Origin of the sequence: Parasulfitobacter algicola, from assembly GCF_013315265.1 — a bacterium.
In the GTDB taxonomy this organism is placed as follows: Bacteria; Pseudomonadota; Alphaproteobacteria; order Rhodobacterales; family Rhodobacteraceae; genus Parasulfitobacter; species Parasulfitobacter algicola.
Window position 1 is genome coordinate 12914 of record NZ_JABUFE010000019.1, and the last position, 16725, is coordinate 29638.

General features: G+C 53.7%; 20 protein-coding genes. 12 read left to right on the forward strand and 8 right to left on the reverse strand.

Annotation, left to right across the window (positions count from 1 at the left end):
• Positions 1-3: 3 nt before the first annotated feature.
• The 9 genes from HRQ87_RS18590 (at position 4) to HRQ87_RS18630 (ending at position 9581) form a co-directional block, all read left to right on the forward strand.
• A complete protein-coding gene (locus HRQ87_RS18590) occupies positions 4-705 on the forward strand; it encodes a type IV secretion system protein (RefSeq protein ID WP_174139947.1) in 702 nt (233 codons plus the stop codon).
• Positions 702-962 (forward strand): EexN family lipoprotein, encoded by a 261-nt coding sequence (locus HRQ87_RS18595; protein WP_174139948.1) that lies wholly within the window; start codon positions 702-704, stop codon positions 960-962. The genes HRQ87_RS18590 and HRQ87_RS18595 overlap by 4 nt, the downstream gene beginning before the upstream one ends.
• Before the next feature lie 12 nt (positions 963-974).
• Positions 975-1871, forward strand: coding sequence for a TrbL/VirB6 family protein (locus HRQ87_RS18600; RefSeq protein ID WP_174139949.1), 897 nt, complete (start codon positions 975-977; stop codon positions 1869-1871).
• 240 nt (positions 1872-2111) lie between these two features.
• Positions 2112-2786 carry a VirB8 family type IV secretion system protein gene (locus HRQ87_RS18605; protein WP_246252471.1) on the forward strand — a complete coding sequence of 225 codons (675 nt, stop codon included), beginning with the start codon at positions 2112-2114 and terminating at the stop codon, positions 2784-2786.
• Complete coding sequence (gene virB9 / locus HRQ87_RS18610; protein ID WP_174139951.1) at positions 2783-3634, forward strand: P-type conjugative transfer protein VirB9; 852 nt, start codon at positions 2783-2785, stop codon at positions 3632-3634. The genes HRQ87_RS18605 and virB9 overlap by 4 nt, the downstream gene beginning before the upstream one ends.
• 1 nt (position 3635) lies before the next feature.
• Positions 3636-4787: a type IV secretion system protein VirB10 gene (gene virB10 / locus HRQ87_RS18615; protein WP_174139952.1), complete on the forward strand. Its 1152-nt coding sequence runs from the start codon at positions 3636-3638 to the stop codon at positions 4785-4787.
• Positions 4788-4797: 10 nt separating this feature from the next.
• A complete protein-coding gene (gene virB11 / locus HRQ87_RS18620) occupies positions 4798-5832 on the forward strand; it encodes a P-type DNA transfer ATPase VirB11 (RefSeq protein WP_174139953.1) in 1035 nt (344 codons plus the stop codon).
• On the forward strand, positions 5829-7952 hold the full coding sequence (locus tag HRQ87_RS18625; protein WP_174139954.1) for a type IV secretory system conjugative DNA transfer family protein: 2124 nt from the start codon (positions 5829-5831) through the stop codon (positions 7950-7952). The genes virB11 and HRQ87_RS18625 overlap by 4 nt, the downstream gene beginning before the upstream one ends.
• 18 nt (positions 7953-7970) lie before the next feature.
• A complete protein-coding gene (locus HRQ87_RS18630) occupies positions 7971-9581 on the forward strand; it encodes an LPD7 domain-containing protein (protein WP_174139955.1) in 1611 nt (536 codons plus the stop codon).
• A 71-nt stretch (positions 9582-9652) separates the two neighbouring features.
• Here HRQ87_RS18630 and HRQ87_RS18635 read toward each other — a convergent pair whose 3' ends face one another.
• The 3 genes from HRQ87_RS18635 to HRQ87_RS18645 all read right to left on the reverse strand — a co-directional run bounded on the left by HRQ87_RS18635 (position 9653) and on the right by HRQ87_RS18645 (position 11802).
• Entirely contained in the window at positions 9653-10861 is a 1209-nt protein-coding gene (locus HRQ87_RS18635; RefSeq protein WP_174139956.1) for a relaxase/mobilization nuclease domain-containing protein, read from the reverse strand.
• Positions 10854-11402 (reverse strand): ribbon-helix-helix domain-containing protein, encoded by a 549-nt coding sequence (locus HRQ87_RS18640; protein ID WP_174139957.1) that lies wholly within the window; start codon positions 11400-11402, stop codon positions 10854-10856. Before HRQ87_RS18640 ends, HRQ87_RS18635 begins: the two co-directional genes overlap by 8 nt.
• A gap of 238 nt (positions 11403-11640) precedes the next feature.
• Positions 11641-11802, reverse strand: coding sequence for a hypothetical protein (locus HRQ87_RS18645; protein ID WP_174139958.1), 162 nt, complete (start codon positions 11800-11802; stop codon positions 11641-11643).
• 170 nt (positions 11803-11972) lie between these two features.
• Here HRQ87_RS18645 and HRQ87_RS18650 point away from each other — a divergent pair, with 170 nt between their 5' ends.
• On the forward strand, positions 11973-12665 hold the full coding sequence (locus HRQ87_RS18650; protein WP_174139959.1) for an SOS response-associated peptidase: 693 nt from the start codon (positions 11973-11975) through the stop codon (positions 12663-12665).
• A 9-nt stretch (positions 12666-12674) separates the two neighbouring features.
• Here the strand turns inward: HRQ87_RS18650 and HRQ87_RS18655 are convergent, their stop codons facing one another.
• From HRQ87_RS18655 to HRQ87_RS18665, 3 genes are all read right to left on the reverse strand, one after another.
• Positions 12675-13028: a TSCPD domain-containing protein gene (locus HRQ87_RS18655; RefSeq protein WP_174139960.1), complete on the reverse strand. Its 354-nt coding sequence runs from the start codon at positions 13026-13028 to the stop codon at positions 12675-12677.
• A 196-nt stretch (positions 13029-13224) separates the two neighbouring features.
• Positions 13225-13416 carry a hypothetical protein gene (locus HRQ87_RS18660; protein WP_174139961.1) on the reverse strand — a complete coding sequence of 64 codons (192 nt, stop codon included), beginning with the start codon at positions 13414-13416 and terminating at the stop codon, positions 13225-13227.
• Between the two features lie 407 nt (positions 13417-13823).
• The gene (locus tag HRQ87_RS18665) at positions 13824-14234 is read right to left on the reverse strand and encodes a hypothetical protein (protein WP_174139962.1); all 411 of its coding nucleotides are present in this window, start codon (positions 14232-14234) and stop codon (positions 13824-13826) included.
• 175 nt (positions 14235-14409) lie between these two features.
• Here HRQ87_RS18665 and HRQ87_RS18670 point away from each other — a divergent pair, with 175 nt between their 5' ends.
• Positions 14410-14778 (forward strand): helix-turn-helix domain-containing protein, encoded by a 369-nt coding sequence (locus tag HRQ87_RS18670; protein ID WP_174139963.1) that lies wholly within the window; start codon positions 14410-14412, stop codon positions 14776-14778.
• Between the two features lie 139 nt (positions 14779-14917).
• On the opposite strand, the gene HRQ87_RS18675 is transcribed toward HRQ87_RS18670, so the two are convergent.
• Both HRQ87_RS18675 and HRQ87_RS20705 read right to left on the reverse strand, forming a co-directional pair.
• Complete coding sequence (locus HRQ87_RS18675) at positions 14918-15175, reverse strand: hypothetical protein (protein ID WP_174139964.1); 258 nt, start codon at positions 15173-15175, stop codon at positions 14918-14920.
• 3 nt (positions 15176-15178) lie between these two features.
• The gene (locus HRQ87_RS20705; protein WP_425501612.1) at positions 15179-15397 is read right to left on the reverse strand and encodes a DinB/UmuC family translesion DNA polymerase; all 219 of its coding nucleotides are present in this window, start codon (positions 15395-15397) and stop codon (positions 15179-15181) included.
• Between the two features lie 501 nt (positions 15398-15898).
• Between HRQ87_RS20705 and HRQ87_RS18680 the strand changes: the two genes are divergently transcribed.
• The gene (locus HRQ87_RS18680; RefSeq protein ID WP_174139965.1) at positions 15899-16492 is read left to right on the forward strand and encodes an HAD family hydrolase; all 594 of its coding nucleotides are present in this window, start codon (positions 15899-15901) and stop codon (positions 16490-16492) included.
• Positions 16493-16725 lie beyond the last annotated feature (233 nt).

Consider the following 16725-nt stretch of genomic DNA (forward strand, 5'->3'; position numbering starts at 1 on the left):
GAAATGAAACTGAAAATTATCTCCCTCGCTGTCCTTACGGCCGTCGCAACGCCTGCTCTGTCACAAGGCATCCCGACAATCGATGTTGCTGCAATAGCAAACGCTCAACTGGAATTTGGCCAGGAAATCACACAGATGATTGCGGAGCTTGAAGAGGCCCGGAGGCTTTATGAAAGCGTCAACGGGTTCACGAATATGGATGATATCGTCGGTGCATTGAACGATCCCGCTGTCCGCGAACTTCTCGGACCAGACTTCATGAGCGTAGCGGGTGATCTGACGGCACCACTCGACAGCATGGGTGATCTGGGCGCAAACGCGCAAGAAATGGTGGATTTCACTCGGATCACGACGGAAGAACTGAATGCTGAGGATTTCTACCGTACGGAACTAGACCGTGCTGCCGCCAATGCCGGCCGCAACAATGCTGTTGGAGACCGTATCGTGCAAAGTGCTGACGAACGCTTGGCTGGCCTCGAACAGCTTCGCCAGGAGCTTGGCAACGTCAGCACACAGAAAGAAATGGATGCCCTGCAAGGTCGCATCCAGATCGAAAGCGCGATGCTCCAAAACGATACGAACCGCATTCAGGGGCTTGCCATGCTTCAACAGGCACAAGCTCAACTTAATGAAGCGCGCTCGACTGAAAGCCAACTGCTCAAAATCCAAGAAACAAAGTCGGCATGGGAGGCGGAAATCGAATGATGTGTCGTGTCGCCGCTGTCCTGTCTCTGGTCGCCCTTGTGGCGTGCAATGAGGAAGAGGTTTTCACGGTAGAATACTATCTTGAGAACCACATCAAGCGCGCGGAACGTCTGGCCACCTGTGAAGTCCAGGACAACGCAGAAGCTGACGCCAACTGCGTCAACGCACGTCAGGCACAAACGCAAGTTGCGACCACTGAGCGAAAAAATGACTGGCTTGATCAGATCGAGGCAGAAACCCCGGCACCTGTCGAGTAGTAAGGAAAGCCAATGTTTCAGACACTATATGACGGTTTCTTGGCGAACATGCTCACGACCGTCAACGCAATCACAGCGGAAATGTCTGCGACATTGGCCACTCCCTTTGCTGCCGCAGCCACCATCTATGTCATCGCCTATGGTATCGCAATATTGCGGGGTTCCGTGGACGGCAGCGGCTTTGATTTCGCGATACAGACCCTGAAACTTGGGATCATATTCACCTTAGTTTCTAACGCAGGCAGCTACACTACATGGGTCGCACAAGTGATCCTGGTCGGTATTCCTGACTTTGTAACCACCTTGACGGGCGGCGCACCAGGCGGGCTGCCATCAGACGGTGTCATTGCGAGAGCCGGTGTCATTTCCGAAGAAATCAAAGAAGAATACAGCTCATTCAACCTGTCAGGGCAGATCTATGCAGCGGTTATGAGCGGGCTGCTCTACGTTGCTGCATCGATATTCGGCGCGGTGGCGTTTACGATAACGCTCTTTGCCCAATTTGGTCTCGCCATCATGGCGGCAGTAGGTCCTTTATTTGTGGCGTTCGCGCTATTCGATTTTTCGCGTGGCTGGTTCTTCAGCTGGCTTGGCCAGATCGTAAATTTCGCCCTCTTGCAACTGCTCGTTATCCTGCTCGCAATCTTTGCAACCGAGTTCATCGGAAATGTCTTCACGCAAGCGTCGGCAGTCGAAGCGACACAAGCGGTCGTCTACATGCTGGTCGGCCTGTTTGTTGTGACCATCTTCTTTTTTCTCATTCCTTCAATCGCAGCAGCTCTTTCCGGTGGCGCGCAAGGTTCAACCGGCATGTTGCAAAGGACAGTCGAACGGTCGCTTCTCAGAGGCGGTGGCAACAGGGGTGGGCGTGGCGGCCCACGTGGCGGTCGTGCCGACAGAAGTGCTTAAACCCCGGCGGACATATCCGCCCTTCATCATCAGACTAAGGCAACAAGATATGCGTAAGTTTTCACGCACAGGAATGATCTGCATCGTTTTGGCTCTTTCCGCATGTGCAACTACCAACCCACAGGCTCCCGATCTTCGGAACGCTATCGTGGAACCCCTCAACCCGACGCGATGGAATCACGAGGACGCCGTCGAGCGTCGCCAGGAAATCTTGGCGAACAACGGGGTGGACGCACAATGATGACAGATGATGCTGAAATAAAGCAGTATCTGAAAGAGGCGCGATCATTCGACTATGATCTTCGCCTCCGCTCTGATCGATCCAGACGTCTCGCCTGGATGGTAGCTGGTGTCTCGGGGGCCATCGCCGTCGCGGCATGCACGGCTGTTGCAATGCTTGCCCCTCTGAAAACCGTCGAGCCATTCGTCATTCGGGTGGATAGCGCAACCGGCGTGCCTGAAGTAATGACCTCTCTTTCAGATGGACAAGAGGAATACGACGAAGCTGTCAGCAAGTATTTCCTTGCGCGGTATGTTCGGGTGCGGGAGGGCTATAGCTTTGCCACGCGTGAAGCGATTTTCCGGGAAGTCCAGCTCTTATCTTCGCGTGACGAGCAAGCCGAATTCAGTCAATCTTACAATGCATCCAACCCCGATAGTCCGCAATTCATCTATGGCAGAAATGGTAAAGCCGATGTGGCCATACGATCCATCGCTTTCATAGGTGAGGATTTGGCACAAGTGCGGTTTGCCCGAACTGTCACTCAACGCGATGAAAGCGTCAGAACGCTTTGGGTCGCAACCGTTCAATTCAATTTTCAATCAGATGCCATCATCAGTGACCAAGACCGGTTGATAAACCCGCTCGGATTTATTGTCACTGATTATCGCGCTGATCCAGAGGTGGTAGAATGAAGATCCGTGCCTTGCTGTTACTCACAGCCTTAACCATCGCAACGCCACCAGCGCTTGCACTGGAAGAGCCGCGGCCATCTCCCGATGATACACGGGTCAGGCTGGTCAACTATAACGAACTGGATGTCGTACGGGTGATCGGAACCATGCGTACATCGGTTCAGATTGTCTTCGCTCAAGGTGAGGAAATCATTGATGTCGCCATCGGTGACACCATCGCTTGGGAACCAAGGCCCCGTGGAAACATCTTGTTTCTGAAAGCCCGCGAACCGCATCCGCCATCTAACCTTCAAGTCGTGACAGTGCGCGCTGACGGGACCACGCGAAGCTATAATTTCGAACTGATCACCCGCGAAGGCGACATCATGAACAATCAAGAAGATGTCTATTTCGCTATCCGCTTTCGCTATCCCAACGATGAAGCGAACGCTCGTCGGGCGCAGATTGCAGCAGATCGGGCTGCAGCTCAGCAGCGCGCCGTTGAAGTGCAACTTCGCAATGCCGCTGTGAATGCTGGCCCTAGAAACTGGATGTATACCTATGCGGGGCCGCGCTCTTTAAGACCCACAGAGGTTTTTGATAACGGCACAACGACCGTCATCAGCTTCGGTAATTCGTCGCGGATGCCATCGGTCTACTTGGCTGATGAGAATGGAAACGAACGCCTAGCGAACACGACAATTTCAAATAATCGCATCATTGTTCAGGGCGTTGCCGAGCAAATCACACTGCGGCGCGGTGGACAGGTGGCCGGGATCTTCAACGAAAACTTTGGCGGTCCTGGTCATTTCTCTGAGACGGGAACCGTCTCGCATCGTGTGGATCGTGAAATCATCGGGGGGCAATGATATGTCAGACGAAAACACCAATACCGGCCCTGTGGTGGACGGCGAAAGAACGATCGCCTCAGTGACGGCCGAAAAAAGCAGTCGAGGATCCGGCGACACCCAGAAATTCATTGTCCTAGGGAGCATCCTAATCGGCGTAGCTGTTTTTGCCTATTTCGGATGGCCCCGCGATGAATCTCAGCCCGAGCAACCGGCGCAGACCGAAGATACCCGGATACGCACGACGACGCAGTTTCAACCTGCAGACATCCAAGAACCAGCACCGCCGCCAGCGCCAGAAACGCCGGCACCAGAACCTGCAGAACAAGCACCGGTTGGTCCAATAGAACGGGTGCGCCAACAACAGCCTGAACCTGCTCCGCAGCCAGCAGAATTGACGGAGGCCGAACAGCTCCTGATCGCCTCGCGACGAGCGCCTGTTCTCGCTTTCAGCGGTGGCAACACGGGGACCGCACCATCAGCACCGTCGGGTCAGGCGACTTCTGGCAGAGGGTTCATGGATACAACGCCTGGCGAAACCGAAGGCGGCGATGGTTCTCTGGCCTCAGCTCTTCGGACAACAGCGCTCGAAGGATCGCGGGCATCCGTTCTTGCAGAGCCACATCTGACAATTACGCAAGGTACAGCAATACCCTGCAATCTCGACACTGCGATGGATTCCTCCTTGGGTGGCATGGTTCGCTGCACAGTGACAGACGATATCTTTGGCACAACTGGGACCGTCGTGCTTTTAGAACGCGGCACGAAAATCGTCGGCGAGTACAGGGGGGGTCTTCGACGTGGCGAGACACGCTTGTTCGTCATTTGGACGCGGGCTGAAACGCCCAAGGGCGTTATTGTGACGCTCGATTCACCTGCCACCGATGCGTTGGGACGTACGGGCTTTGATGGCGTCATTGATACGCAATTCTGGACGCGGTTTTCCGGTACTATTCTGCTCTCGGTGATTGATGATGCCCTGGCAATAGCGGCAACGCAAAACAACACCGACTTGGAAAACACAAGTGCTGGCGCTCGTGAACTCGCGTCAACAGAGCTTGAAAGCACGATCAACGTTCCGATCATTCTGCGCAAACCTCAAGGCGAGGAAGTCGCTGTTATGGTCGCAAGAGACCTCGATTTCTCATCGGTGTATCGCTTAACCACTCTGTAGGACCGGCAGCATGAATTACCAGCCTAGTAAACAGACGAAGGCCCCGGCGGGGCTTTCTTCATTTCTGGCACCATTCTCTGACTTTCTACAGCGTGACGATGTGACAGAGATTTGCCTGAACAAACCACATGGCTTTTTTGTCGAGACATATGAAGGCTGGACACATCATGCGTCCGAAACTTTGAATATGAGTTTTCTCCATGGCCTCGCAACCGCCGTTGGCAGCTTCACAAAACAAGAAATCAGCACCACGAACCCGATCCTGTCGGGAACATTGCCGGATGGTGAGCGGATTCAAATCGTGACCCCACCTGCCGTGCCTGCCGGAACCATAAGCATTACCATCCGCAGGCCATCGAATAGAACCTGGTCCCTGCAAGAACTATCGGACATGGGTTTGTTCGAGAATGTCTCAACTGATACAACGCAAATGTCCACCGAAGACAATGAACTGATTGAACTGCATACGGCCAAGAATTGGGTCGGGTTTCTGACGAAAGCAGTGCAGGCGAAAAAGAACATCTTGGTTTCCGGCGCCACCGGCACAGGCAAGACGACGTTCTCCAAGGCTCTGATACCGCTCATCCCGGCGCATGAACGACTGATCACCATCGAGGACACTGTAGAACTGGAAATCCCACAGGAAAACAACGTCCGGCTGATCTATTCCAAAGGCGCACAGGGCGCATCGAATGTGTCGGCTCGTGAACTTCTGGAAAGCTCTTTGCGGATGCGGCCTGATCGCATCTTCCTGCAGGAGCTGCGAGACGCAACAGCTTTCTATTATCTGAGAAACGTCAATACGGGCCACAGCGGCTCTATCACGACCATCCACGCAGATTCTGCGATGCTGGCGTTCGTGCAGCTCGCCCTGCTCGTGAAGGAAAGCGAGGCCGGTCGCGACCTGTCACGTTCGGAAATCCAAGAAATGCTGATCCAAATGGTGGATATCGTCATTCAGATCAAACGGGTGGGCAAAGAACGCAGAATTACAGAAATCTACTTCGACCCGGCACGTAAGCACGCCAATGAGGTTGCATCATGATTATGGAAAAATTCCCCACCATGGCACCATGGCAGCAATGGTCTTTCATCGGGTTCTCCATTGTTCTGGCTGCCGGGGCTGGTCTTTGTCTCTCCGCATATGTTGTTGCCTGGGGCTTGGGCCTCAGTATCCAGATGCCAGACGATCTCTTGTTCTGGCCAAGCATGGCACTATCGGATTACTCAGATAGCGAAACCAACAAGTGGGTCCAAATCGGCGGCTATGCGGGCATTGCCCCCGCCCTTCTGATTGCCTTGGCATTCTTGGTCAGCCGGCCGACTGTGGATGTCCACGGTAAGGCAAAATTTGCTGAGAAACGCGATATCAAGAAAATGGGCCTTCGGGCAAAAGAGGGCCTTGTGTGCGGTTTCACTGGCCCTCTTCCGTCCCGCAACTATGGCAAACCAGTCAATCGCTATGGAACTGAGGTTGAAGATGGCGGAACCGTAAAGGTCGCTGACAAAGGCCGTCTGACGAACGGCAATCTTCTGACATATGGCGGGCCGGAACATATGATCCTCTATGCACCAACCAGATCAGGCAAAGGTGTTGGTGTGGTCATCCCGAACTTATTGAATTGGCCAGATTCCGCAGTCGTTCTGGATATCAAGAAAGAGAATTGGACCAAGACTGCCGGATTTCGCGCCGCCAACGGTCAAGACGTCTTCATGTTCGATCCGCTTGAACCACAAAGCCGAACGCACCGTTGGAACCCGTTGGCAAGCGTCCGACGCGGCACAGAAATGCAGGTTGATGACCTTCAGCGCCTTGCCGCACTGTTCATCCCTATGAGCGATAAAGATCCGTTCTTTGATCTATCGGCCCGGAATGCCTTTGTGGGGGTTGGCGGATATCTGGCTGAAACGACAGAGCTGCCATTCACACTTGGCGAAATCTATCGCCAACTCACCTTGTCCGCTGACTTCGTGAAAACCTTTCGCAAACGCATCAAGGACCGAGAAGAAAACGGCGAGCCACTGTCCATTCAGACCGTGAGTGTGCTGAACGATTTCATGTCCAAAAGCGAGAATACGTTTGAAGGGGTTAAGGGCAGCATAACTTCGCATTTGGGCCTCTACGTGAACCCCTTGGTAGACAGAGCAACCTCCGCATCGGACTTCGATTTCGCCGATTTGCGCAAAAAACGCATGACTATCTATGTGGGGATTACCCCAAACAATATTTCGCGGCTGTCCCCTCTGTTCAACTTGTTTTTCCAATCATGTGTTGACGCCAATATGCAAGAGCTGCCCGAACACAACCCTGCGCTTAAATACAAAGTTCTGATGTGCATGGACGAGTTCGCTGCCGCCGGTAAAATGCAGTCATTCAAGGATGGCATCGCGTTCTTTGCCGGGTACGGCCTGAAGGTGCTGACGATCTTGCAGTCGCCGTCTCAGCTCTCGGACATTTATGGTCGCGATGCGGCTGATGTCTACATGGCGAATGCCGGTGTTGAAATCGTCTACACACCTAAGCTCCAGAAAGATGCAAAAGAGCTCTCTGAGGCCCTTGGCACCCGTGGCGTCGATTCAATGAGTGAAACCAAACAGAAGCATTTCGCCCAACGCAAGGGTGCTTCTGTGAACATCAGCCAAGCGCGACGGGATCTTATGATGCCACAAGAATTACGGGCCATGGATCAGTCGAAAGAGATTATCTTGGTCGCTGGTCATCCACCCGTCCTGGCAAACAAACTGCGGTACTACGCTGAAGCCGCCTTTCTGGAACGCTCGCGCATCCCCCCGCCGCAAATATCATCGTTGAAACCTGGTGAAGTCAAAGCAGAAATTGAAACGATGAAGGCTGAAAACACGAAACTACGGGCCGATCTTGAAGCGCTTAAAGTACACTTTGACCCTCTCAGCGCGTTGGCCAACTTTCGCGATGAGAACGTTGCCAATGGCGAAGCTGCCGAAATTGAGATGACGGATGAAGAAATCCAAGACCCATCAAAGATCACCTTGGAACGGCTGCATCTGCAAAAAAGTTCGGCACGTGACAAGATTGGCGAGCTGAAAAGGTCAGACCGTCTCAACACCCAGGATGGCCAACGCGAATTGCTCGCAGCCTTCGCGATCGATGTCGACCCTGACGCACAAATGCGGACCAATCCATAACACGAAAGGAAAGCTATCATGGCTCAAGACAGTGACACAGATCAAAGCTCACCGACGCGGCCGACGTATCAACTCTACGACCCAACGATGGATACGACGTATGCCTTCGCCAACCAGCAACAAGCGATCAATAAGGCAAAAGAGTTGGGATCTTCACGATTTCAGCAAGTCCAAGAGGACGGTAGCTTCTTGCAAATCAATGTCGCTGATGCAGAAAAGGACATAGCGGGCAAACAAACTAGCCCTGAACCAGTTGTGCTTCAGGAGCCCTCGGAACGCCCTGGCGAACGATCAACTGAAGACCCACCAACCACTTCTTCCAAAACAGCAGTGCAAGCATCTGCCGATAAGCCCGTAGCGGAGCCATCGCCAGCGTCAGTAATCGAACCCGACCCAGCATTGAAGGTTCCCGACCGTGACGACCCGTTCTCGCGCCCAAACGGCTTTGATCAACGCTTCGTTGTCACAAAACGACGCAATGCACAGGATTTATATCGTTCATACGACGACAAACGCCCCGCGATTGAAGACCAGGGCGACAGTTTAAGAACGAAGAACGCAGACCGTGCAACTGCAATGGATATGATCGAACTGGCAGCGCACCGTGGCTGGTCAAAAATGAACGTCAAAGGACCGGAAGAATTTCGGCGCGAAATGTGGATCGAGGGACAGGCGCAAGGCATCGAAGTGCGTGGATATCGGCCGTCCGATAAAGATCGTGCTGAAGCTGAACGTCGCGGCGAACTGGTCGGATATCGCGTCATCGAGCGTACCGATGGACCGACCAGAGCACAGCAACAGTCGACGCAACGATCCGATCAAAATGAAACCATCTCGGCCGATAAAACCAATGTTGTTGAATTGCCAAACTACGATAAGGGTGTTCGCGGAACAATCACTGCCATTGGCGATGCGCCGTACAAGGATCGCGAAGGAGCATCTCCAACGCCTTACATTGAAATGAACCTCGGAGATGGACGCTCACACAAGATTTGGGGCGTTGGGTTGCACTCGATGGTTTCAGATAACCAGCTTTCCGTTGGGGACCAGGCAACCATCGCATCGGCTGGACGTAAGCCCGTGACCGTTGAAAAATACGACGAGAAGTCGGGTGAAATGAAAAAGATCGAAACATTCCGCAGAGAATGGGCAGCAACAAATATCGATCGTACACAAGCGAAGACCACACCTGATCAAAATCGTACAGAACTGGTTACGAAACGTGACGATCCTCAACTGACCGCAGCCGCAAAAGGAAAGGATGACGATGTGATCTATAGACCAGACCGGCGCGCGGCACAGGATCGCGCCACCGAACTTGAGGACAGAATGAAATCCACGCAAGCCGCCCGTGATCCTGATGTACGCGGCGCTGCGAGCAAACTGTCTCTAATGGAAGCTGAGCTGAAAGCGCAAGGCATCGACAGAGCTGACGTAAACATCGCGGTCTCAAACGCCCGAACCCAAATGTCGAAGGAACTGGCATCCGGGAAGAAGATCCCCGTCGAGAAGCTCGCTAACGTTTCACGGCAGCAAGAGGAAAAGGCAAAGGTCATCACAAGTGCTGAGCGGAACCGCACCGTCGAGCGTGAAAGAACAGACACGCACGAACGAACCCCAGGCCAGTGAATTTGGCGTCTCTGTTAATGATCACATCTACCATCCACTCCTCAACTGCTTCACCAGCGATTAACCGTGCTTCATCTTTCCCGGTCCGATTTGCCCTTGTCAGCGTCTTTGTGCGCCCCCTGAGGCACATCACGGTCTTTTCCGCGTCGTTGTTCCCTCACCAATAACCCCATATCGCCCTCAGCGCGCTCCTGAACGGCCTCTGAGGCCATATGCACCCTTTCTGTGACCAATCCTGTCATGCCACCTACAAATCGCTCTATCTCGCGCGCCAACGCCTGATCGTCAGGATCGCTGGACCTCGCTAATGCTGTGGCGGCTTTCATATACGTCCCCATCACCCGGTTGCGGCGCTCCATAAGCGCGCGATCCCATGGATAATCCGGCAGCCGTCCGCCATGCGCACGCATATCGCGCTCCACTTCGGTACGCTTCGCTTCATCTGTCCGCACCGACCGATCAGGCTTACGGCGCACCTTGTATACGGCCATACGCTCACTCTTCTTCGTGACACCCCGCGCATGACGCGGCGTCGCCTCTGCCTCAATCCCACGCTGCCGCAGACGTTGCGCGAACTGGTCGCGCAGATGCTGCAAATCGGCTTTGCGCAGATTGAGCCGCACACCATCATGGCCAACGGTTCGTACAGTCAAATGCACATGCGGATGCTTGGTGTCAGTATGCAGCGCCATCACATAGTCATGGCGTCCGCCAAATTCTTCTTCTGCCAATGACCGCACAGAATCTTTCACAGCTTCGGCATTCACCTTAGCAGGCATCGACATGACCATACTCGTCGTGATCCGTGTACGGTCTGTGGCAAAACCATTCGTTCGGGCCTCATCATGTTTCAACAACCACTCGGCAATAAATCCCGATGCTGCCTCCTTGCCATTGATCCGCTCACCATCGCTGGTCTCTAGCTCGATCTTCCCATTGCGACTGATGTAGTCGATATGTGCGGCGACACGAACACTCTCTGTCCGCTGGTTCACCATAATCTGTTTGCCGTCCTTCCCAACCTTCGCAGGTTTCGTCACCTTCACCATCACTTCGGGTGCACCACGCACGACACGCGCCAAGGTCGCCTTATCAGAGGCAGAAACAGCACCAGACGGCGCCCGCCGGCCACCTGACTGCCTTTGGGCGTCTTTATCCCCATCATCGCGCCCACGCCTTTGTCCAACCGAAAAATACCCCGCAGCCTTCGACCGCACCGCACGTGGTTTCTTTGGTGTCCAGCAATCTTGGAACCCGATGGGCGTTTCAAAGTCACTCATCGTCCAAACCTCTGACTATCTGCAGGTCATACTGGCCACCTGCGAACTGCCGAAGATCAGTACGCAGATCAGCAATACCCTTCCGCAATGCAGCCAGCTCGTCACGGGTAGGTGCATAACTATCACCGGTGAACACACCGCGGTTCATCAAGGCGGCCATCTGGTTTGTATTCGTCGCCATACCTTGAAGCTGACGAAACGACCGTTGGATAGCCCGCCTCTGTGACTTCACTGGCTGTGGCGCTGCACGAAATTTCGCCATCAGGATCGACGCCGCCCAGGTCGAAGCCGTAACTCGCTGCTCTTTAGCGGCGGCATTCAAATCACCAGCTACATCTTTCGGCAGCCTCACTGTCACCTTCGAAACCCTTGCGACCTTTGGCGGCTGAACAGCTTCCGTTCCATCTTCCTCAACTATCGTTTCAATCAATATCCGAACGAAAGAAGACTCTGACAAACCTTGTGCCTTAGCCGCATTGCGCAACAGCGCGGCGGTCTCAGGTGACACGTAGGTTTTCACGAGTTTCTTTCGGTCGGTCAATTAATATGGTCCTATTTGCTGGCGCTAAGCCTATCCTGCGTTTAATATTACTATCAACATAAAAAAAGTTGTCCCGGACAACATTTCCCTATTGCGCCCAAAACAACATAAGAGACGCTTACGCGACATTTTTCCTTATTTGTATGGGGCTGACTGCCCCAAACCCCGTGGATATTTCTGGAAGATGAAGATAGAAAGAAAAGGCAAAATCCCCGCGAAGGGTTTTGCCGTGCAGCTGCTATGTCTTGCGGCGCTTGATGGTGATGCTAACTTTTAGGATCAGCAAGTTGATGGAAATCGTCATGCTGAGGTCGATTTTGCGAAGCTGTTTACGGATCGTTTTGAGGCGACGCGCTGCATTGCGACGAAGGGTTGTTGAGCGTTTGCGAATGTATTTCATGGTAGTCTCCTGAGTGATTAAACGAGCCTTCCGCACACGGCGGAGTAGGGGGCCTGTCAACACGCGCGACACGCGCCCCGAAGGGCCTGGTGTTGACTGGTTCCCGCGCCGTATAGGATAGGCTCAGTTAGTCACGGAGGCGGCTATGGAATATCGGAAAGACAAACCGGATGTGTAACCTCTATTCGAGTCTGAAGGGCAACGAAGCGATGCGCCGTCTGTTCGAGGTGGACCCAGTACGGGACCAGCTTGGGAATGCGCAGCCGCGGCCGGCGATCCGGCCGAAGGGTGTGGCGCCTGTTGTTGCGCTCGGCCGAGACGGTGAGCGAGCTTTGATTGAAATGCGGTGGGGGTTCCTGACGGCGCAGGTGTCGAAAGTCACCGGCGACCCGATCAAGCCGCGAGCGTGGAATAACGCCCGCGACGACAAGCTGCTGAAAAGCGGCTTGTGGAGCGGAAGTTTCCGCGAACGCCGTTGCTTGATACCGCTGACCAGTTTTGCAGAATCCAAAGGGCGGAAACCGGCGACATATTATTGGTTTGGGGTCGCAAGCGATGATCCTGACGCGCGGCCGCTGTTCGCGATCGCGGGCATGTGGCGGAAAGAGCGTGAGGATCTGCGCGAGGACGAGGCCGGGCTGACACATACGATGATTACGACTGAGGCGAATGATCTGGTGCGGCCATATCACGCGAAAGGGCGAATGCCTGTCATCCTCGATCCGGCCGAATATGAAACCTGGCTGACGGGTACGCCCGAACAAGCGATGGAATTGGTGAAGCCTTATGCCCCGGATCGAATGAAGATCGTCCTGCAGGGCATCGGTGAAACCTCTGACCCTGGGCCGGATCTACTGGCGTAGAAAAGGTAGCTACTCGGTTCCTTCAACCAGCTCGGCAGCTATCAGACCGATGATGCTGGCATAGGCCATGCTTCCGTCAGGTTGTTCGGTTCGGGCAAGCGACTTGGCGATGTCTTCGGGCCGATGACCGTGCTGCAGCAAGAGAGAAATCATGACGCAGGCATCCTGAAGCTGAAACTCAAGCTGTGATCCTGATTTGAACCCGGCTGAGTAGAACACCTCGCGCGGTCGCTGCGGATCGTCAGGATCGTAACCGATCGACAGATGGATTGTGTGACCGTCGGGCGTTGTGATGCGACTGTTCTCCGCAAGGCGACGGGCGGGCAAATTGTGCCGTGGCTTAGGTTGGTCGTGATAGGTCATGTCTGCCTCCGAGTGACCTTCCCGGCTATCCGGTTGGAAAAACCCCTTGGGTTTTTATCACCGGGAAGGAACCTTTGGGTGGGGAGGGCCGACCGAAAGCGTCCAGTCCTTATTCCCCGTTATCTGCGACCGGATGCCAGCCGACTTACGAGCCCATTGGGTTTCTGAGGGGCGGTCTTGAACCGCCCCTTCTGTTTCAGCTTTGATCGTCGGGTTTCTTCGGGAAGGCAACCATATCGACGTTCGGGAACATATTGTGGCGGACCTGGATGGAGGTGATTTCGCCGTTGTCGTTGCGGTTGATAAAGAGAACGCCGCAGTCGTCCCAGTAGTTCTTGCCGTCTTTTTCACCAGTCTTGACGCGGAGCTTCATGTTTTCGGTAGCCATTTGATATTCCTTTCATTTTTGCGTTTCGATGAACCTGTCTGACAGGGCAGAGGAAGCCGGTGTCAAAGACAAATTTGGTCCGCGAGGAGGCGCGCGCGCCGGGGAAATTTGTCTTTGAAGCGCCAACGGCGCGCCACTTAGGCGCTGTCCTGTAGGTTTCATCTTTAAGAAACGCATTGCATGAAAGGAGAGCTGGCTATGGCGAACGAAAACATGACGCTCAATGTAGAGAAGTGAATAAGGCAAGAACTCTTGGGATGACGGGTCATCTGCTCACACCCGCAATACCGTCGATGCGCACCAGGCAGGTTCGCCACGATAGGTTCCCGACTATACCGATATGCCTTTGCCAACCGAGAAACCGATCAAAGCTGAAACAGGAAGGTGTAGAAACGTATGCCACTTGATCAAACCTGGCCATGGACGAGCCGCAAAGTCGGCCGGCATCGACGCAGAGGCACAAAGGCATAAACCGGACTGACGCAGCGGAATGTCTCAACGGCAACTCGGTCAGAGCATCGTTGCTCGTCCCAAAGGGGTTCGGATGTTAAAAGTTCGTAAACTTCGAGGAAGCGTGCCCCTGGATCGATCCGCTTTTCGTGTTCGATAATCTGGCGGTCAGGCGGCCAGATTTCCGTTGTTATAAAGCCCCAGAATGGCACCCACTCTTTGAGCGGGGAATCTGGGTTTTGCTCTATGAAATCAAGGATTTCCGCAAGCTCGTGCGTTTGTTCCTGACTGAATGAGATGTTGCCAGTATCCAGCGCGTTTGCGGTGTTGCTCCCACCGATCAGACCTTCAACAAACAAAAACCGCATGGAACACTCCTACTCAGATCTTGCGAAAGATAGCCGAAATATCGTGTAAATCCCAGATTTAATGTATGTTTTAGTTATTTTTCTGCCAATACTGAATATTGTTATCGCAGATAAATCACCTTAATGATGTGTACGAGCAGAAGCGCCAACCCCGAAGTTGTAAAGGAGTGAAATCGTGCCTCACACAGTCGATACGTTTGTCGGTCGCCGCATCAGGAACCGCCGCCGTGAAATTGGAATGTCACAAGCTGAGCTGGCGACAGCGGTCGGCATTAAGTTCCAACAAATCCAGAAGTATGAAACCGGCGCAAACCGGGTCAGTGCTTCCCGGCTATGGGATATTGCATCCGCGGTAGGGGTTCCGGTTACATTTTTCTTTGATGGTGTTCCCCGATCAGACGTTCCACCGCCCGCTGAAGACGTCAGGTTTCCCTCTGATTTCTACGAAAGCCGTGAACTTGGCCAGCTGGTCACAGCCTATAGGAACATCCCAGAGAAACAGCGGCAAAAACTGATGGAATTGGCGCGCGCGCTGGCTGCCTGACACGGAAAATTCGACTGAGAATATATGCGCGAAGGGTGGGTTGTTTTCCAGTTCGTCCTTGGCGAACCTTGCAGGCGTATGACCGAACGCGCTTTCAAATAGCGCCGCAGTGAGGGAGTAAGCCTGTGGGAAACATGAGTTACTCCCGTTCGAAAAACCCAGGATGTTCTTGATGCACACCGAAGCGGATGATGCGCTTGCGATATCTCTGATTGAGGCGGTCGACGGTTTGAGCCAGAACTTCCTGGTTGCTCTTACGGCCGGGCGACAGTGGTAGGAAAAGCTTACCAGATCGATCCTGCAGGGGTACGACATCATCCAGGTGAACGCCGATGGAGCTGAAGCCGTTGGCGCCGAATTGCAGCATGATCTGCCAGAGGTCGTGATAGATTTTCAAAAGCTAGCGAGTGTCCTGGGTGGCAGCAACCGATCTGTTGTCAGACCATCTACCATCAGGATACCATCTGACATGCAGACTGAAACGCCGTGTACAATATCCGTCCCGCCGCATACGTTCGGCTGATTTCTCAAGAAGCCAACGGCCGACAAGATAAGCCTGCGGGGCAGGGCGGTATCGCGGAGCCAGCACTTTCGAAATGCTGTGCGCCCGTTTTTTCAAAGCATTGCGTCTGGAAGATCAGGGTCAGCGTCAAGCTGAATTGATAAAGGTTGGGCAGATGATCCGTACCTGGGCAGGTTTATGACCTAAGAAGGGGTCAACTCCGGTAGGGGCAGGACGTATCTTAGCAGCCATTGGCGGTGCACGCGTCGAAATCCGGGTGAGAGCCCTAACACCTTCATGCTGCACGATGCACTAATGGCGTCGGAGCGCAGAAAGCGGACTCTGCAAAACTGCAAAGTTCGACCAGCTTCCCAGGCACGCCCGGCCCAAAGGAGACATCCAGCCGCCACTGGTGATGCTGCGGTGCGGCCCGTCAGATAAGACATTCGCTGCACGCGCAAAATTTGGGCTTGGCTGAACTGGCAGATCGCGGACAAAACCGTCATTCGAGACTTGTGCGCTGTTCCGACTTTGGTTTCGGCTACAATACAATCGTGATAGCGTCGGCCACTTGAACTTGCTGGTTTTGGAGCGTGCGCAATGAAGGCCAAATGCCTTATGCTTGATGTAGACGGTGTGTTAGTTTTTGGGCGTCCGCGTGATGGTAAACATTGGATGGTCGGACTAAAGGACGATTTGGGAATTGTTCCGCGTGATATATCTCGGACCTTCTTTAGGGCTGAATGGAACAGAGTTTTCGAAGGCGGCATGGATCTCTTCCCAGCCCTTCAAAGAGGACTGGACGAGTTAGAGGCTGATGTCCACGCAGATAACTTTGTAAGCTATTGGTTTGAGATGAGTTCTCGTATTGTTGAGCCTGTATTGGCAGACGTGCGGAAGGCTCGGGAGCGGGGCATTCCGGTATATCTTGCGACCAATCAGTGCCATGAAAGAGCTGACTATTTGTTGAACTCTGTCGGTTTGGGCGATGAAATTGACGGTATCGTGTACTCAGCGATGGCAGGTTATCAAAAACCCCATACTGGTTTCTATTCCTTCGTTGAACGGAAGACCGGCTATAGCCCAAAAGACTTGCTAATGGTCGATGACAATTTGGAAAATGTTGAGGCCGCGATAGCGGCGGGCTGGCAAGCGGTTCACTGGGCTGCTGGCGACAGCCTGTCTGCCATTTTGCAACGCAGCATGGGGTAGGTATGGGCTCGGAGCCGACCTCGGATGCAGCGCGGCATCGGACCAGCTGCAGGCCTGCCGCCCCCGCACGGACGGCCCATAGCATGCGTAATTGGGCTGCCTCTGTTCTGAGGTCGAGCTCCCGTTAGGATCACAGGATAGCTGTGAACAAGGGAGATAGACGATGGAATACTACGTTGGACTGGATGTTTCGCTAAGGTCATGTGCGCTTTGCATTGTGGATAGCAAAGGCA